Origin of the sequence: Brevibacterium casei CIP 102111 (assembly GCF_900169275.1) — a bacterium.
In the GTDB taxonomy this organism is placed as follows: Bacteria; Actinomycetota; Actinomycetes; order Actinomycetales; family Brevibacteriaceae; genus Brevibacterium; species Brevibacterium casei.
This window is the reverse complement of sequence record NZ_FXZC01000004.1, coordinates 186996-201755: the sequence shown is the minus strand read 5'-3', so window position 1 is coordinate 201755 and position 14760 is coordinate 186996. Positions and strand designations below refer to the sequence as shown.

At 66.3% G+C, this 14760-nt stretch carries 16 protein-coding genes; 8 read left to right on the top strand and 8 right to left on the bottom strand.

Annotation, left to right across the window (positions count from 1 at the left end):
* Positions 1-32: 32 nt before the first annotated feature.
* Positions 33-611, bottom strand: a complete 579-nt coding sequence (locus tag BC102111_RS18205) for a sce7726 family protein (RefSeq protein ID WP_141236317.1) — start codon at positions 609-611, stop codon at positions 33-35.
* Between the two features lie 228 nt (positions 612-839).
* On the opposite strand from BC102111_RS18205, the gene BC102111_RS10795 reads away from it, so the two are divergent.
* The 4 genes from BC102111_RS10795 (at position 840) to BC102111_RS10780 (ending at position 3382) form a co-directional block, all read left to right on the top strand.
* Positions 840-1274, top strand: a complete 435-nt coding sequence (locus tag BC102111_RS10795) for a (deoxy)nucleoside triphosphate pyrophosphohydrolase (RefSeq protein ID WP_095375200.1) — start codon at positions 840-842, stop codon at positions 1272-1274.
* 299 nt (positions 1275-1573) lie between these two features.
* Positions 1574-2182 carry an HNH endonuclease gene (locus tag BC102111_RS10790; RefSeq protein WP_232252542.1) on the top strand — a complete coding sequence of 203 codons (609 nt, stop codon included), beginning with the start codon at positions 1574-1576 and terminating at the stop codon, positions 2180-2182.
* 99 nt (positions 2183-2281) lie between these two features.
* Positions 2282-3013, top strand: a complete 732-nt coding sequence (locus BC102111_RS10785) for a hypothetical protein (protein WP_095375201.1) — start codon at positions 2282-2284, stop codon at positions 3011-3013.
* Positions 3014-3121: 108 nt separating this feature from the next.
* Positions 3122-3382 (top strand): hypothetical protein, encoded by a 261-nt coding sequence (locus BC102111_RS10780; RefSeq protein ID WP_101624313.1) that lies wholly within the window; start codon positions 3122-3124, stop codon positions 3380-3382.
* Between the two features lie 65 nt (positions 3383-3447).
* Here the strand turns inward: BC102111_RS10780 and BC102111_RS10775 are convergent, their stop codons facing one another.
* Positions 3448-4758, bottom strand: a complete 1311-nt coding sequence (locus BC102111_RS10775; protein ID WP_101624312.1) for an Nramp family divalent metal transporter — start codon at positions 4756-4758, stop codon at positions 3448-3450.
* Between the two features lie 59 nt (positions 4759-4817).
* On the opposite strand from BC102111_RS10775, the gene arr reads away from it, so the two are divergent.
* Positions 4818-5225, top strand: coding sequence for an NAD(+)--rifampin ADP-ribosyltransferase (arr, locus tag BC102111_RS10770; RefSeq protein WP_101624311.1), 408 nt, complete (start codon positions 4818-4820; stop codon positions 5223-5225).
* Positions 5226-5327: 102 nt separating this feature from the next.
* Here the strand turns inward: arr and BC102111_RS10765 are convergent, their stop codons facing one another.
* The 3 genes from BC102111_RS10765 to BC102111_RS10755 all read right to left on the bottom strand — a co-directional run bounded on the left by BC102111_RS10765 (position 5328) and on the right by BC102111_RS10755 (position 7389).
* Positions 5328-5810 carry a carboxymuconolactone decarboxylase family protein gene (locus BC102111_RS10765; RefSeq protein WP_101624310.1) on the bottom strand — a complete coding sequence of 161 codons (483 nt, stop codon included), beginning with the start codon at positions 5808-5810 and terminating at the stop codon, positions 5328-5330.
* Positions 5811-5853: 43 nt separating this feature from the next.
* Positions 5854-6228 carry a GNAT family N-acetyltransferase gene (locus BC102111_RS10760; protein WP_009380084.1) on the bottom strand — a complete coding sequence of 125 codons (375 nt, stop codon included), beginning with the start codon at positions 6226-6228 and terminating at the stop codon, positions 5854-5856.
* A 69-nt stretch (positions 6229-6297) separates the two neighbouring features.
* Positions 6298-7389, bottom strand: a complete 1092-nt coding sequence (locus tag BC102111_RS10755; protein WP_101624309.1) for a pirin family protein — start codon at positions 7387-7389, stop codon at positions 6298-6300.
* Between the two features lie 148 nt (positions 7390-7537).
* On the opposite strand from BC102111_RS10755, the gene BC102111_RS10750 reads away from it, so the two are divergent.
* Complete coding sequence (locus BC102111_RS10750) at positions 7538-8794, top strand: glutaminase (protein WP_101624308.1); 1257 nt, start codon at positions 7538-7540, stop codon at positions 8792-8794.
* Positions 8795-8851: 57 nt separating this feature from the next.
* On the opposite strand, the gene BC102111_RS17810 is transcribed toward BC102111_RS10750, so the two are convergent.
* From BC102111_RS17810 to BC102111_RS10735, 3 genes are all read right to left on the bottom strand, one after another.
* On the bottom strand, positions 8852-9349 hold the full coding sequence (locus tag BC102111_RS17810) for a MarR family winged helix-turn-helix transcriptional regulator (protein WP_180960621.1): 498 nt from the start codon (positions 9347-9349) through the stop codon (positions 8852-8854).
* Positions 9350-9891: 542 nt separating this feature from the next.
* Complete coding sequence (locus tag BC102111_RS10740) at positions 9892-11448, bottom strand: PepSY-associated TM helix domain-containing protein (protein WP_101624306.1); 1557 nt, start codon at positions 11446-11448, stop codon at positions 9892-9894.
* 132 nt (positions 11449-11580) lie between these two features.
* The gene (locus tag BC102111_RS10735; RefSeq protein ID WP_232252541.1) at positions 11581-12231 is read right to left on the bottom strand and encodes a hypothetical protein; all 651 of its coding nucleotides are present in this window, start codon (positions 12229-12231) and stop codon (positions 11581-11583) included.
* A gap of 229 nt (positions 12232-12460) precedes the next feature.
* On the opposite strand from BC102111_RS10735, the gene BC102111_RS10730 reads away from it, so the two are divergent.
* Positions 12461-14308 (top strand): dihydroxyacetone kinase family protein, encoded by a 1848-nt coding sequence (locus BC102111_RS10730; protein ID WP_232252540.1) that lies wholly within the window; start codon positions 12461-12463, stop codon positions 14306-14308.
* Entirely contained in the window at positions 14305-14760 is a 456-nt protein-coding gene (locus BC102111_RS10725; protein ID WP_009380091.1) for a ribose-5-phosphate isomerase, read from the top strand. Before BC102111_RS10730 ends, BC102111_RS10725 begins: the two co-directional genes overlap by 4 nt.

The following is a 14760-nucleotide window of genomic DNA, read 5'->3' as shown; positions in this document are numbered from 1 at the left end:
CCAAATTGCAAAGTAATGGCAATACATACCAGTCAATTTACGATTGAGCGCCTTTGCCAGTCAACCCGATCGAGCATGCCCTCCCTAGCGAAACTGATTGTGCGCCTTTTGCCTAGTCGCCCCACAAGTAACAGCCGCAGCTCATCAACAGTTTTTGATGAGAGCCCTGTTTCACCCAACTGGGACAAACGAGACGTCAGTTGAGCGCGTGAAAGAAATGAGGTGACTGCCACAGGATTGACTGCTGGGTTGAGACGCCCACGGCGAGTCTCTCGGACCTGGACATCTTCTCCCCTCCAAGACGCCGACCAAATATGCCACCAAGGAGGTACTATCTCCGAAGCTTTGAGCAAGTGCCGCTCGCCCACTACAAGGTAGGCACGCTCGACAACTTGCCCATAGGCTTCAACCTGCCGCGGAAGTCTCGCGAGCGAGTCCACATCGGACTTGATCTCGAACCCACAGATGCGCTCTCCTATTAGAAGTGCGTCTGCTCGAGCCGGAACGGTCCATCGAATGTCTACCTCTGGCACAAGGAGGTGCCTACCGTCGCCAATCCTTGACTCGATGGCGACCCTGAGACCCCGCCGTACATCTGTATCCCGCACCATGCTCACAGTACCATCCAAGCATTCGCCGGGCTTGCAACTGTGGCGCGCCGAAAGATCTTTATCCGTTTGAACTTACCGACTTTGAAGATGCTTTGTCCCCTAGCTGAATCTTCATTGCACCTTATCCTGCCGGTGGACTGCGGCTCGTCCGCCTTGGTGCTTGAGAAAGATTCACCAACTTCAAACCCAGACCATACATCTTGCTGTTTCGTCACGTAGGCTGAGGCTATGCCCAACGCGTTGCGAGTAGTAGCCGCCGTGATCAGTCATGGGGACCGAGTTCTCGCCTGCCGCAGGAACCAAGATAAAGCCGCCGGCGGTAAATGGGAGTTTCCCGGCGGAAAAGTTGAAGCTGGCGAAACCGACCAAGTGGCGCTCGCCCGAGAACTTTCAGAGGAACTAGGTCTCAACAATGTGGTGGTCGGGGACCTAGTATCCCGCTCGACAAGTAATGGTTCAGACCAATCGATTGAGCTCGCCTGTTACTGGGTTCGCGCCACGCGTCTCCCCGTGGCTAGTTCAGACCATGATTCCCTACGTTGGTGTTCCGTCGATGAACTCTCCAGCCTCGATTGGGCGAATGCCGACAAGGACGCAATTAAAGAACTGCAGGCCCTCGGTTCACTTACAACCGGTTCTCGATTCGATAGGGCAAACTCATGACAGAGCCGCCCGGTCTACGGATGGCGGCCATTGAATGGCTGCAAGCCCGTTCAGATGGTGGACGCGCGCCTCTAACACGAGAATAAATCCTCGACTTCACATTCCACGGCGAACAATTTCGCCTGCAAGCCCCTTACCAGGGAATTTGGAAGCCCAAGGGTTTTCAAGGGGCGTTGGCCGTTACAACTAAGTTCACCCGAGAGGGCGAGAAGCCGCCTTACGACGACGACTTTTCTGATGACGGCATCCCCACATACATGTGGCGGGGCGACGACCCGTACCATCCTGAGAATGTGGGCGTGCGCACTGCCATGGAACTGGGACAGCCAGTCATTTGGTTTCTCGGCATGGGTGGAAAACCTCCACTTTATCTTCCGATCGCGCCCATGCTCGTCGTAGACGAAGATCGAAAAGCGAAATGCTTCTATCTGGCCCCGGTCGATGACTTTGATTCCATCCGAGCGCTCGAGTCGTCAACGGTCGAGGGAGCACTCAAGCGCTATGTCATACGGCAGACGAAAGCACGAGTTCACCAGCCGGCCTTTCGCGCTAGCGTGTTAGCGGCTTACGAGAACCGATGCGCCGTTTGTTCGCTAGCACATCCTTCACTTCTTGATGCAGCGCACATCGTTGCTGACCGGGAGGAGAAGGGTATCGCTTCTGTGGTCAATGGTCTCGCAATGTGCAAAATTCATCATGCGGCATTCGATAGCAACTTCCTTGGAGTCAGACCCGACTACGTGATTGAAATCCGGAGTGACATCCTCCGAGAAGTCGATGGACCGATGCTCCGACACGGCTTGCAAGATCTACATGGCCACGACCTTATGTGCATCCCCCGCAACAGGCGCGATCGTCCGCTCCCGGAACTTCTCGAACACAAGTTCGCCGAGTTCAGGAGCGCCTAATATCGTTGGCTTAAACAGTCGTTCTCAGTAGTCAGCGTAGGCACCTTTGAATCCACGCCATACTAAGGTCATCGACCGTGACGACCCTAGGAGCCACCGATGACCCGCCACACCCTGTCTCCTGAGGCCACCGGCGCTGTCGGCCCGGGTGCCCAATGGACTGTAGACTCCGGCGGGGCGAGCACCCAGACCGATCCCCTGAGGTGCGAGTTCGCCGGCTGGCTCGGTGACGACCTCGTCAGCGTCAACCCTGACTTCGTTGTCTTGGGTACGCTCGCCGACGCTCTGCGCGCCTCCGGCCTCACCGGATTCGAGCTCCGTGCCGACCCCGTCATCACGAAGTCATCCGAGTTCGTCTCAGAGAGCAGCGCCGATTTCCCCGACCGCTGGGAACGCCTCATCCCCGACCCCGAGCCGAGCACGACCACAGAAGAACAGGAAACCACCGACTTCGCCCGCCAGGGTTCCGACCTCCTCGTCAGCGAACGGGCACTGGCCCTCCTCAACGACCATCGCATCACCCACGCACGCCTCACCCCGGCCGGCGACTCCCCTGAGGCCGCCCGGTTCACCCGGAACCAGGACCAAGCCGACGAGGCTGCGCGTGCAGAGGCCGTCTCGGAGTTCTCCGCTCTCAAGGCGTCAGGTGCGAAAGAGGCGGCGCGCATCACCGCTGTGCTCGAGGCTGCGTCTGCCCCCGCCTCGGCGCCGCCGACGATGAACACCCAGAACAAGCGCAAGATCACCGGCGACCTCACGCGAGCGGTGGCCGCAGTGGGAAAGCCCATCGATGACGAGAAGGTCCTCGCCGTCCTCCGGTTCGTCGACTGACCGATCGAAGTCCATGAGCGCGATGACGGCTGGCGCGACTACGACAGGAACAGGATCGACGGCTCACAGCTGAGCGCCGTCAACGTCGTCCTCCCGCCCAACGCCAAGGTGAAGTTCATCCAGTTCAACTTCCGCAACCCCACCGGCGACGCCACAGCCGTCTACCGGCGGATCGGGGAGCTCATCACAGGCGTCGACCCCTTCACCCGGGAAACCGTGCTCGACCACCTCGGCGAACCCGAGGGAACGACGCCGACCAGGCAGAACACGATCTTCGACACCTATCGGATCGGCCGCCAACGTGTGCTCTTCTACTGGGACGCGGACGACATCTCCCCGCAGACCATCGTCGTCGGACGCAAAGCCTGACCACGGCACCGTGGCCCCGACGCACCGACGCACCGTGGCACCGAGGCCCTAGAGCCCCGCACTCCCTACCCCACGAGCCCCGACACGGACTCGATGACCTGGAGCACCGCGAGGAACCCGAAGAGGCCCAGGCACACGGCCAGCAGCACATTCGACCACCAGCTGTTGCGCAGCGACTCGGGCACCGATGAGCGGTTGAGGATGACGAGGAGGGCGAGCGCGAGCACGGGGAGGATGAACGCGCTGATCGCGGCGTAGACGAGGACGAGGGTGACCGGCTTGCCCAACCCCATGATCACCAGGGCCGCGACGCTGAGGTAGACGAGGACCACGCGGAACTCAACGGACTTCGCTGACATCTCGAACCGCTCCTCGTCCTGATGCGGGTAGCGGCGCAGCACCCGGATCGCGTCGGCAGTGACGTAGGCGATCCCGGAGAAACCGCCGAGCACACTCGTGTAGACGACTGCGAGGAACGACAAAAGGAAGATCAGACGCCCGACCTCACCGATCGAGGCCACGAGGCTGTTCGCGATCGCGAAGAGCGCATCGTTGTCGGCGATCGTGAAGCCCTGCCCGTAGAGGATGAACCCGCCCACCGCGCTCATCGCCACCGCGAAGACGAACACGAGCCCGTAGCTGATGAGTAGATCGAGCCTGACGACGGGCTTCCAGTCGGCACTGCGCCACGACTTCTCACGGATCCAGAACGAGTACGCGAGGATCCCCGTCGCTCCCCCGACCCCGCCGATGAGCGACATCACCGTGATCATCGACCCCTGCGGGAACACCGGGACGATCGTCGCCGCGGCGACGTCCTGCGCCTCCTGACCCTGGAACGCGGAGATCGCGAGCGCGATGATCCCGACGAACATGATGATGCCGAAGCCCATCATCGCCTTCTCGACGATCCCGTAGCGTCCGATCCCGACGAGGATCGCCGCCGAGAGCAGCACGACGACCGCCGTCGGCCAGAACGGGAGGACGGGGAAGATCGCCTGGAGGATGTTCGCCGTCACCGCGACGACCCCGGCCCCGAAGAACAGCCCGACCAGGAGTTCGGCGACGAGGAGGAGCGCCGGGAACAGCCGACCCCCGAATCGCGTGAGGTGGGAGAGCAGCGACCGATCCCCGCTCATCTGCAGCCGCGAGACCGCATCCGAGAGGACGAACTTGAGCAGGATCCCGACCGTGAACACCCAGATGAGCGCGAGACCGTACTCGGCCCCCGAGTTCATCGTCGTGATCATGTCCGAGGCCCCGACGCTCGCAAGCGCGAGGACGATGCCCGGACCGATGAGCCTCAGCCGTCCGGAGAAGGTCCCCGGCGCCGAGGTGGTCGGTCCTGACCGCTGGTGTGTCGTCTCCGAGGTCATGAGTGGGTCCAGGCTCCTTCGCGTGAACGGGCGGATCGTCAGGTCAGTATATTGGTGGCATGGCCACGCCACTCGACGAGGGACCGTTCTTCCACGGCACGAAGGCCGCCCTCACACCCGGAGACCTGTTGCGACCCGGGTTCGCGTCGAACTACCGGCCCGAGATCATCATGAACCACATCTACTTCACCGCCCTGCCCGACGGTGCCGGCCTCGCCGCCGAGATCGCCGCGCTCGAGGGCGCACCCCACGTCTACGAGGTCGAGCCCACCGGTCCGTTCGAGAACGACCCGAACGTCACCGACAAGAAGTTCCCCGGCAACCCCGCCCGCTCCTACCGGAGCACCTCACCGCTGCGCATCATCCGCGAAGTCACCGACTGGAAGCGGCTGAGCCCCGCGGACCTGCGGATGTGGCGGGAGCGGATCGCAGCGATCCGCGACGAGGGCACAGAAATCATCAACTGAGACCCCGCCGGAGTCGGAACCAGCACCGCCGGACCCGCACCAGCACCGCCGGACCCGCACCGCCGCCGGCATCCGCTTCGCCGCCCGCGGCAACGCGCACCCTCACTCCGCGAGCTCGGCGGCCTTCTTCGCTCCCACCGTCGGGTGGTTGCTCGCGATCGAGATGCGGTTGAACGCGTTGATCATCGTCGCGATCCATTCGACGGCCGCGATCTGCTCCGTCGAGAGGTGCCTGGCCGCCTCGGCGGCGATCTCATCACGATCGACGGGCACGTCGAGGTTCGTCAGCGATTCGGCGATGAGCAGCGCCGCGCGCTCCCGGTCATCGAAGATGTGCGACTCCCGCCACGCGGCGAGCACGTCGAGCTTGAGCTGCTCGACCCCTGCCTTCCGTGCCGCAGGCACATGGATGCTCAGGCACGTATGGCAGCCGTTGATCTGCGAGACGCGGGTGTTGATGAGCTCGATGAGGCCGACGTCGATGCCGGCGGCCACGGCCGCCTTGCGAGTCGCGCTCGCGGCACTGACGGCGGCCTTGTAGACCTCGGGATGCGACTTGTCGATGAAGGGCCTGTTCGCGTTCATGCTCTGCTCTCCCGGGTCCGACTCCCTCGGGTCCGACCCGGACTCACGCGTTCTGTTCGACGTAGACGAAGTCCTCCGAAGTGGGGTTGCGGAACTTCCCGCCCTCGGCGATGTAGTCGTCGCCGGACTCCCGCAGCCTCTTGACGAAGAGCGGGCAGATCGCCACGACGGTCTCGCCCTTCTCCCGCGCATCGGCGAGCGCTTCGGAGACGAGGACCTTCGACAGCCCCCGGCCGCCGAACTTCTCGTCGACGACGGTGTGGTAGAAGATCCGTTCGTTGTCGTCGTTCTCACCGACGAGGTAATGGGCGCGACCGGCGACCTCACCGTCGGCGACCTTGATGACGTAGGCGAGGCCAGGCTCGTCGAGTTCGACGGTGACAGCTTCGCCCTTGGAGTCCGTGAGGTTCTCGTTCATCGCTGGTGCTCCTTCTTCTCTGCTCTGGTGGGGATCTCTCGGTGCAGCCATGCTGCAGGTGGGGTCATACTACGCGGTGGTCGACGCTTCGGTGTCGGTCGTGGAGCCCTCCTCGGGTCCGCCTTGGACGTGCGGTGGCGGATTCCTCCGCGCCCGGATCTCCACGTCGGGCAGAGTCGGCGCGGGCAGCCGCCCGAGCCCCTCGGCGTTCCGGCCGGGGCCGCCCTGTCCGACGTAGCCCTCGACGACGCCGAACCTGTCACTGCCGGACTCCCATTCGCGCCGGTACTCGACGATCTCCTCATGGGAGCGTCCGACGAAGTTCCACCACATGACGATCTCCTCGGTGAAGGGCTCCCCGCCGAGGAGGACGATCCGTGCCGGATCCTCGCCGAGGTTGGCGATCCGCATCTCCGTCAGCCCGGTCCCCGTGTAGCCGATCCCGGCCCGCGGCACCGGCACGTTCTCGACGGCGACCTCGCCGGCGTCGACGAGCACACCGTGTTCGAAGTCGGGGTTGACGGGCAGGTCGATGCTCGCACCCGGGTCGAGTCGGAACTCGGCTCCGAGCAGCGGAGTATGCGTCGTCACGGGTGAGGACTGTCCCCACAGGTCGCCGAGGAAGACGAGGAACTCGCCTCCGTCGAAGCTCTGCGCCTGCGGCGCATAGTGCTCGAATTCGCGTTCAGGCTGGTGTCGGGAGATTTCGGGCAGGGCCAGCCACAGCTGGACTCCGTGCAGGGTCGTGGTGTCGTCGGTCGAGACCTCGGAGTGGCAGATCCCGCGACCTGCGGTCATGAGGTTGACCTCGCCGGGGAGGACGAGGCCGGCGTTGCCGCCGGAGTCGATGTGCTGGATGGCACCGTCGAAGAGCCAGCTCACCGTCTGCAGTCCCGTGTGCGGGTGCGGGGCGACATCCATGCCGCCGGAGCCGGAGACGTCATCGGGGCCGTAGTGGTCGACGAAGCACCACGGTCCGATGAGGGAGCGCTGGCGCTGCGGCAGAGTCCTGTGGACGGTCATCGCCCGCGGTCCGCCCAGCGGCACGTCGCGGGCGGTGATGATCTCGACGGGGGCCCGACCGCGCTGGTCGCATTCGGGGCCCGGCAGACCACCGGATCGGCACACCATCTGGTCGGGAAGGGTCTCAGCATTGCTCATGGCGGCCTACCTCTCTCACCGAACCGCGGCGACAGGTGGGGTTGTCTGCGCCGAATGCGATCCGAGTCGTTGCTCGTTCAACCATTCCATAGTTGTATGGTTGCGTCCAGGGGGCGGCCCCGCGCCCCACCCGACGAGAGGGAGACCGATGCGAACGCCCATCCCCGACTACCTCGAAGAGATCCTCGAAGCACTTCGCTCTGAGGACAACGGCGCAGTGGCCGACTACATTCCCGCCCTCGCCGCCGCCGACCCTGACCGCTTCGCCGTGGCCGTGACCACCGTCGAAGGCCGCACGTACACCGCCGGCGACAGCGATGTCGAGTTCTCCATCCAGTCGATGTCGAAGCCCTTCGCCTACGCCGCGGCGATCGCCGATCGCGGTGTCGACGTCGTCGACGCCCACGTCGGCGTCGAACCCTCCGGCGCGGCCTTCAACATGCTCTCCCTCGAGGAGGGCACGTATCGTCCGAAGAACCCGATGATCAACGCCGGTGCCCTGACCGCGCACAGTCTCCTCGTCGGGGCCGGGGCCTCCCGAGACGAGCGGGTCGAGCGCGCCCTCGAGTTCTTCTCCGCCCTGGCCGGGCGGCAGCTGAGCATCGACGAGGAGGTCTACCGCTCCGAGCGCGAGACCGCTGATCGCAACCTCGCGATCGCGCACATGCTCCGCAGCTATGGCATCCTCGACGACGACCCGCATGAGATCGTCGACGGCTACACCGCGCAGTGTTCGATCCTCGTCACCGTGGGCGACATCGCGACGATGTCGGCGACGCTCGCCGGCGGAGGCACCCACCCGATCACGGGTGAGCGGGTCATCGCCCCCGGCGCGGCCCGACAGACCCTGTCGGCGATGGCTGCGGCCGGGATGTACGATTCGGCGGGCACGTGGTTCACCGAGGTCGGCATCCCCGCCAAGAGCGGTGTCGCCGGCGGCCTCCTCGGCGCCCTGCCGGGCCAGATCGGCATCGGCTCCCTCTCCCCGCGCCTTGACGAGCACGGCAACAGCGTGCGCGGGATCAAGCTCTTCCGCCGGATGTCGAAGGACATGGGATTCCACCTCATGGAGACCGAACCGACGGGCACACGGGCGGTCCGCGACGTCCGCACCGACGGCGAGGCGACGATCGTCGACCTCCAGGGGGCGATCAACTTCAGCAGCGCCGAATCGATCCTCCACTCACTCGAGCAGGATGCGCCGAGCACCGGCACCGTCGTCATCGACGTCTCCCGCGTCGACGGCTTCACCGACGTCGGCCGTCGGATGGTCCTCGAGGGGATGCGCAGGCTCAGCCTCGACGGACTCACGGTGGGTCTGGCCGACCCCGAGGGGAAGCTGCCGGATCCGGACCTCGGGGACGGCACCTACCCGTTCGACGCGACCGGGTCCGCCCCGGTCTGACGACTCCCCCGCCGAGAAGGGCCTGAGCACTGCCCGACCCCGCACGGACGATGGGGCTCAGTTCCCTTCGGCCGCCTCGGCGATGTGATCGGACGGCTGGATCGGCCTGATCTTGCTCACGAGGGAGAACAGCTCGTCGGCCTCGGAGGCGGTGAGACCGGAGAAGCCGGTGAAGATGATCTCCGCGTTCGTCTGCGCCGATTCCTCGCGCAGCTTCCGGCCCGCCTCGGTGAGTTCGACGAGGACCCCGCGCTGATCCTCGGGGTCGGGGCTCTGGATGACGAGCCTGCGGGCCTCGAGCCGGCGCAGCAGACGGCTGAGCGCACTGCGGCTGAGCACCATCGAACGCAGGAGGTCGCGGTGGCGGATCTGCTCGTCCGGCGGGGTGTTGATCAGGGTGTCGAACTCATTGAGGGTGAGGTTGTGGCGGTCGCGGAACCCGATCTCGAACTGCTGCATGAAGTCCTGGTGCTTCTCCATCATCAGTCGCCAGGTCGCGAGCTGGATGGGCGCGATCCGCTTGAGGATGCTGCTCACCGGTGTGGTCTCGTTCATCGGTCGCCTCCCCGTCCTACGGCGACGAGGCCGCACGAAAGTCGGGATCGGCGGGGTGCGGGGACCATGGCGACTCCTCCTGAGATGACGGTGAAGGCTGATGCGACGAGGAGTACGCCCCAGAGTCTGCGATGACCTGGCAAGTGAACTCTTCCCGACTTTTGTTGCCCTGACAACAATTTCATTGTTCAATGGAACTGTCCAGAGTTCCCACGGACCCGTTTCGCGGCAACACTGGCATCTCCCCTCGGAGTGCGCCCGGATGCATCCCCGCAGCTTCCCCATCCCGGGCTGTTCGTGCGGTGCCCATGGGCACCGCACGACTGAGGTTCTCATCCTATCCCGCGCCGAGGCGCTGCTTTCCCGTCCGTTTCCGTGCGGTTCCAGCCCGGCGGCAGTGCGATGACCCGACGTCTCATTCACCGGGAATCCGCGACCAGAAGCGCCTAACCCATTCGGCCCGCACACGCACGGCCGCCTCGGCGGGGAACTCGATCCCTCGCCGAGGCGGCCGTCCGTTTCAGTGCGATCTGACCGCGGTGCTATGCCCTGACGCGCTCAGACTCGGAGTCCGCCGCGGCTGCGCGCGCCTTCCGTCGGGCCCGCAGGCCGAGGAGGACGTCGACGGCGAGGAAGACGACGAGACTGAGCCCGACGAGCGGGAGGAACCAGGCCACTGCTGCACCGACGACGACGACCGACGCGATGCCCCACCACGGGGCGCGGGCGATCGCTCCTCTGGCGGGGGCGACGCCGAAGCGGCGCGAGGGATCGTGCTTGGGTCGGCGCTGCCACCACATGACGTAACCCCAGACGACCATCGCGGCGATGCCGACAGCGAGGACGAAGAGGCCGATCTGGTTGGCGAGGCCGAAGAGCATGCCCATGTGGAAGAAGATCCCCCAGTGGGTGAGCTTCGCCGGGATGCTGTAGTCCTCGAAGTCGAGGCGGTCGACGATCTCCATCGTGTTGGGGTCGATCGCCACGGAGTCGACCTCCGAGGGGACGCTGCGCTGAAGCTCGCGGACCCTCCACGCGGTGTTCGCATCGGTGGGCGGGTTGATCTCGACGATGCTCGTGTTGACGTTGACCTTCTGCGCCATCCCGAGGATCATGTCGAAGTCCTCCGGTGCCGGCTTCGCGGCAGGTGCTGCCGCAGAGTCCCCGGAGGCACCGTGGCCTTCGTGACCGCCACCGGAACCGCCGCTCTCTGCGGCAGAGGAGTCGAGTTCCCGCGACAGCGACGGTGACCCCCACCCGAGGGCTTCGCGGACCTTGTCGACGTTCGCACCGGCCAGCTGCGACCAGGTGATGCCGGTCGCGGAGAGGAAGAGCATGCCGATCGCGGCCCACACGCCCACCGAGGCGTGCCAGGAGAAGGTGCGGCGCAGACCCTTGCGCTTGTTGCTCGGGCGCAGCATCGTCGAGAGCTTCTTCGTCGTCTTCGCCCGCATGAACCAGAGGATCAGGCCCACCACGACGACGACGCCGAGCCATGAGGCGGCGAGTTCGCTGTAGAACTCGCCGGGTGCGCCGAGGTTGAGGTTGATGTGGAGCTGGTCGATCCACTTCCGCAGCGGAAGCGCACCTTCGGAGCTGAACGACGTGAGGTCACCCTGCACCTCGGCGGTGGCGGGGTCGATGAAGATCGCACGGGACTCGTTCTCCCCGAGGGTGGGATCGTCGTAGAGCACCCGGGTCGTCGCGCCCGGCTCAGGAGCCGGGAGCACGGCCTTGAGGGTCTCGGTTCCCCCGGTGAAGGCCTCGGCCGCTGCGACCTGGTCGGCCAGAGGCAGGGCGGGCCCCGTCGAGTTCGCGTAGAGCTCGTCAGCGTAGATGAGCTTCTCGAGCTGCGGGCTGAGCGCGTAGAGCGCACCGGTCACCGCCGCGGTGAAGATGAAGGGACCGATGAAGATGCCGGCGTAGAAGTGGAGTCGGCGCAGCAGCGCCGAGAACCACCCGGATCGCTTCGCCGCCGCTTGCGCGGGCTGGTCGCGGACGAGGATCCGGCGCGCCGGGACGGAGTCGGAAGACGACTGTGCCGACGCGTCGGCGTCGGCGCCCGAGCGTTCGGGCAGGGATGATGACGGTGAGGTCATGATCAGGCTTTCTGTGTCGTGGTGTCGGCCGCAGGCGCGTTCGGGCGCGCTGACGGCGCGCTCGGCGGACGAGGGCGCGGTCGAGCCGCAGCGTCGGTGGAGTCTCAGCCGAGCTGGTGAAGATGAAGTGGGTCAGAAAGCCGGGTGCGGGGGCCCGCGCCGGAGCACAGGAGAGCGGAGGATCGTGAGCGCGTGGGGCGCGAGGACGGTGATCGCGACGGTGAGGCGCGGGCGCTCCGGGAGCGGCCGGATCGTCACGAGGACGGGGACGATGGCGTCGATGACGCGGCGGGCGAATTCGCTCAGTCGCGCCGGCAGCGCCTCAGCCCAGTAGATGACCGCGATCGTGACGATCCCGGCGATGACGTGCATGAGCATCATCTGCGGCGACGCATGCGAGTGCATCATCGCCCCGGACCCGCCCATCGACGGCATCGACGCCATCGCCGAGCCGGGGTCGTGGCCCATCCCGGCATGCTGCATCGCCTGGCGGTCGAGCGCCGTCATCGGGCCGGTCATCGTGTGCGTGGGCGTGAAGACGGAGAAGAGGGAGTGGAAGAGGGTCTGGCTGATCCCCACCGAGACGGACAGCCGCGGCAGGGAGAGCTTGCGGCCGGCCAACAATACGCAGACGAGGGTGGACAGGGCGAGTGGAACGGCGATGCCCATGAGGGTGGGCATCGACCCGCCACCGAGGATGTGGGAGGTGAGCGCAAGAAAGGTCGCGAAGACGGCGGCAGCAGCGCCGCGTCGGGCCCGTCGGCCCCGCATCTCCGGTTTCACGCCCACTATTGTCACATGATCGGAAGGCTGCTTTCGGCCGTTTCCGCAACCTGCGGCAACCTCACTTGAACGCCGAATCGAGGGCCCCTGACCGCGTGTCCAGCGGCGATGAGTCCGGATTCCAACCTGCCGTCGCGACCGATCCCCGCACCGGGATCGCCGAGGGGTTGCGCTCGATTTGTGATCCTATAGGATATTGGAAATAGGAACTGGTTCGAGGGGGAACTGCGTGACCCGATTGTTCAATGACCCGAATGACTTCGTCGCGGAGATGACGCGCGGATTCGCACTGGCATCCTCACGGTGGATCCGCTCGGCACCCGGCGGCGTCGTGCGTGCGACGCGATCGGCGGAACCGACCGTGTCCGTCGTCATCGGCGGCGGCAGCGGCCACTACCCGGCCTTCTCCGGCCTCGTCGGCCCGGGCCTCGCCCACGGAGCGGCGATGGGCAACGTCTTCGCCTCACCGTCGACGAAGCAGATCGTCTCGATCGCCAAGGCCTGCGACCAGGGTCGCGGCGTCCTCTTCAGCTACGGCAACTACGCCGGAGACGTCCTCAACTTCGATCAGGCGGCACGCCGGCTGCGCGACGAGGGCATCGACGTGCGCACTGTCGTCGTCACCGACGACATCTTCAGCGCACCCGACTCCGAGATCGAGAAGCGCCGCGGCATCGCCGGGGACCTCACGGTCTTCAAGATCGCCGGCGCGGCCGCCGAAGCCGGCGCGGACCTGCCCGAGGTCGAACGCCTCGCCGCCGCCGCGAACGACCGCACCCGGTCGATCGGCGTCGCCTTCTCCGGCTGCACCCTGCCCGGAGCCGACGCACCCCTCTTCACCGTCCCCGAGGGCCGCATGGCCATCGGGTTGGGCATCCACGGTGAACCCGGCATCGACGAGGTCGCACTCCCGACCGCCGCCGAGCTCGCCGACCTCCTCGTCTCCCGCCTCCTCGCCGAAGCACCCGAAGCGCCGGGTCGCGTGGTCCCGATCCTCAACGGCCTCGGGGCGGTGAAGTACGAAGAGCTCTACCTCCTCTACGGACTCATCGACCCGTTGCTGCGCGAGGCCGGCCTTGAGGTCGTCACTCCTGAGGTCGGCGAGTTCTGCACGAGCTTCGACATGGCCGGCCTCTCCCTCACCCTGCTCTGGCTCGACGACGAACTCGTAACCCTCTGGACCGCCCCCTGTTCGACGCCTGCCTTCTCCCGCGGCACGGTCGTCGGCGACCAGGTGCCCGCCCCACTTCCGGAGACCGTCTCCCCCGAGGCGCATCCCCAGGAGGCGGCGCACGGCGGGACCAGTCCCGACGCGGCTGGTCCCGCCGTCGCCCGTCCCGCCTCGGAGACCTCGCGTCGACTCGGACGCGAGGTCGCCTCCGTCCTCGCGGCCATCGCCGCCCTCCTCGACGAATCCGCTGCGGAGCTCGGCCGCCTCGACAGCATCGCCGGCGACGGCGACCACGGGATCGGGATGCAGCGGGGCTCGCAGGCGGCGGCCCTCGAAGCCGCCTCGGCGAGCTCCCACGACCAGGGACCGGCGGTGATCCTCCGCACCGCCGGGGAGGCCTGGGCCGACGTCGGCGGCGGCACGTCCGGCGCGATCTGGGGGCGCATCCTCGCAAGCCTCGCCACCGGCTTCGACGGCCCCGATGCCCCGACTCCATCCGACATCTCCCGGGCACTCGAGGCCACCGTCGCCGAGGTGCGGGCCTTCGGAGGCGTCGACGTCGGCGACAAGACCCTCCTCGACGCCCTCGCCCCGCTCGCCGCGGAGTTCACCCGTGCCGTCGGCGACGCCACCGACCCCGACGAGGGAGCGCTCACGGTCTGTGCCTCCGCGGCGGAGCGCGCCGCCGAAGCGGCGACACGCGGGGCCGAGGGCACCGCCGACCTCGCCGCCCGCCGCGGTCGCGCCCGGGCACATGGCGAGAAGAGCGTGGGCACCCCCGACCCCGGCGCGATCTCGCTCGCCCGCATCGCCTCGGCGGTGGCAGACGAACTCACCGCCCGCACCGGTCTCGAACCGGCTCCCACCCCACCCTCACACCGCGAACGGAAGGCAGCCCGATCATGACACTGCGACTCGTCATCGGATCCGACGACGCCGGCTTCGACTACAAGGAGGCCATCAAGGCCGACCTCGCCGCCGACGAGCGGATCTCCTCGGTCACCGACGTCGGCGTCGACGCCGACTCCCACACCTTCTACCCGTCGATCGCGACGACCGCCGCTGAGATCGTCGCCCGCGGCGACGCGGACAGGGCGATCCTCATCTGCGGCACCGGCCTCGGGGTGGCGATCTCGGCGAACAAGGTCAAGGGCATCCGGGCGGCCACGGCGCACGACTCCTTCAGCGTCGAACGCTCCGTCCTCTCCAACGACGCCCAGGTCCTCTGCATGGGCCAACGCGTCATCGGCCTCGAACTCGCCCGCCGGCTCGCCCGCGAATGGCTCGGCTACACCTTCGACCCGACGAGCGCCTCGAACGACAAGGTCGCCCAGATCAGCGAATACGAGTCCCGCTGA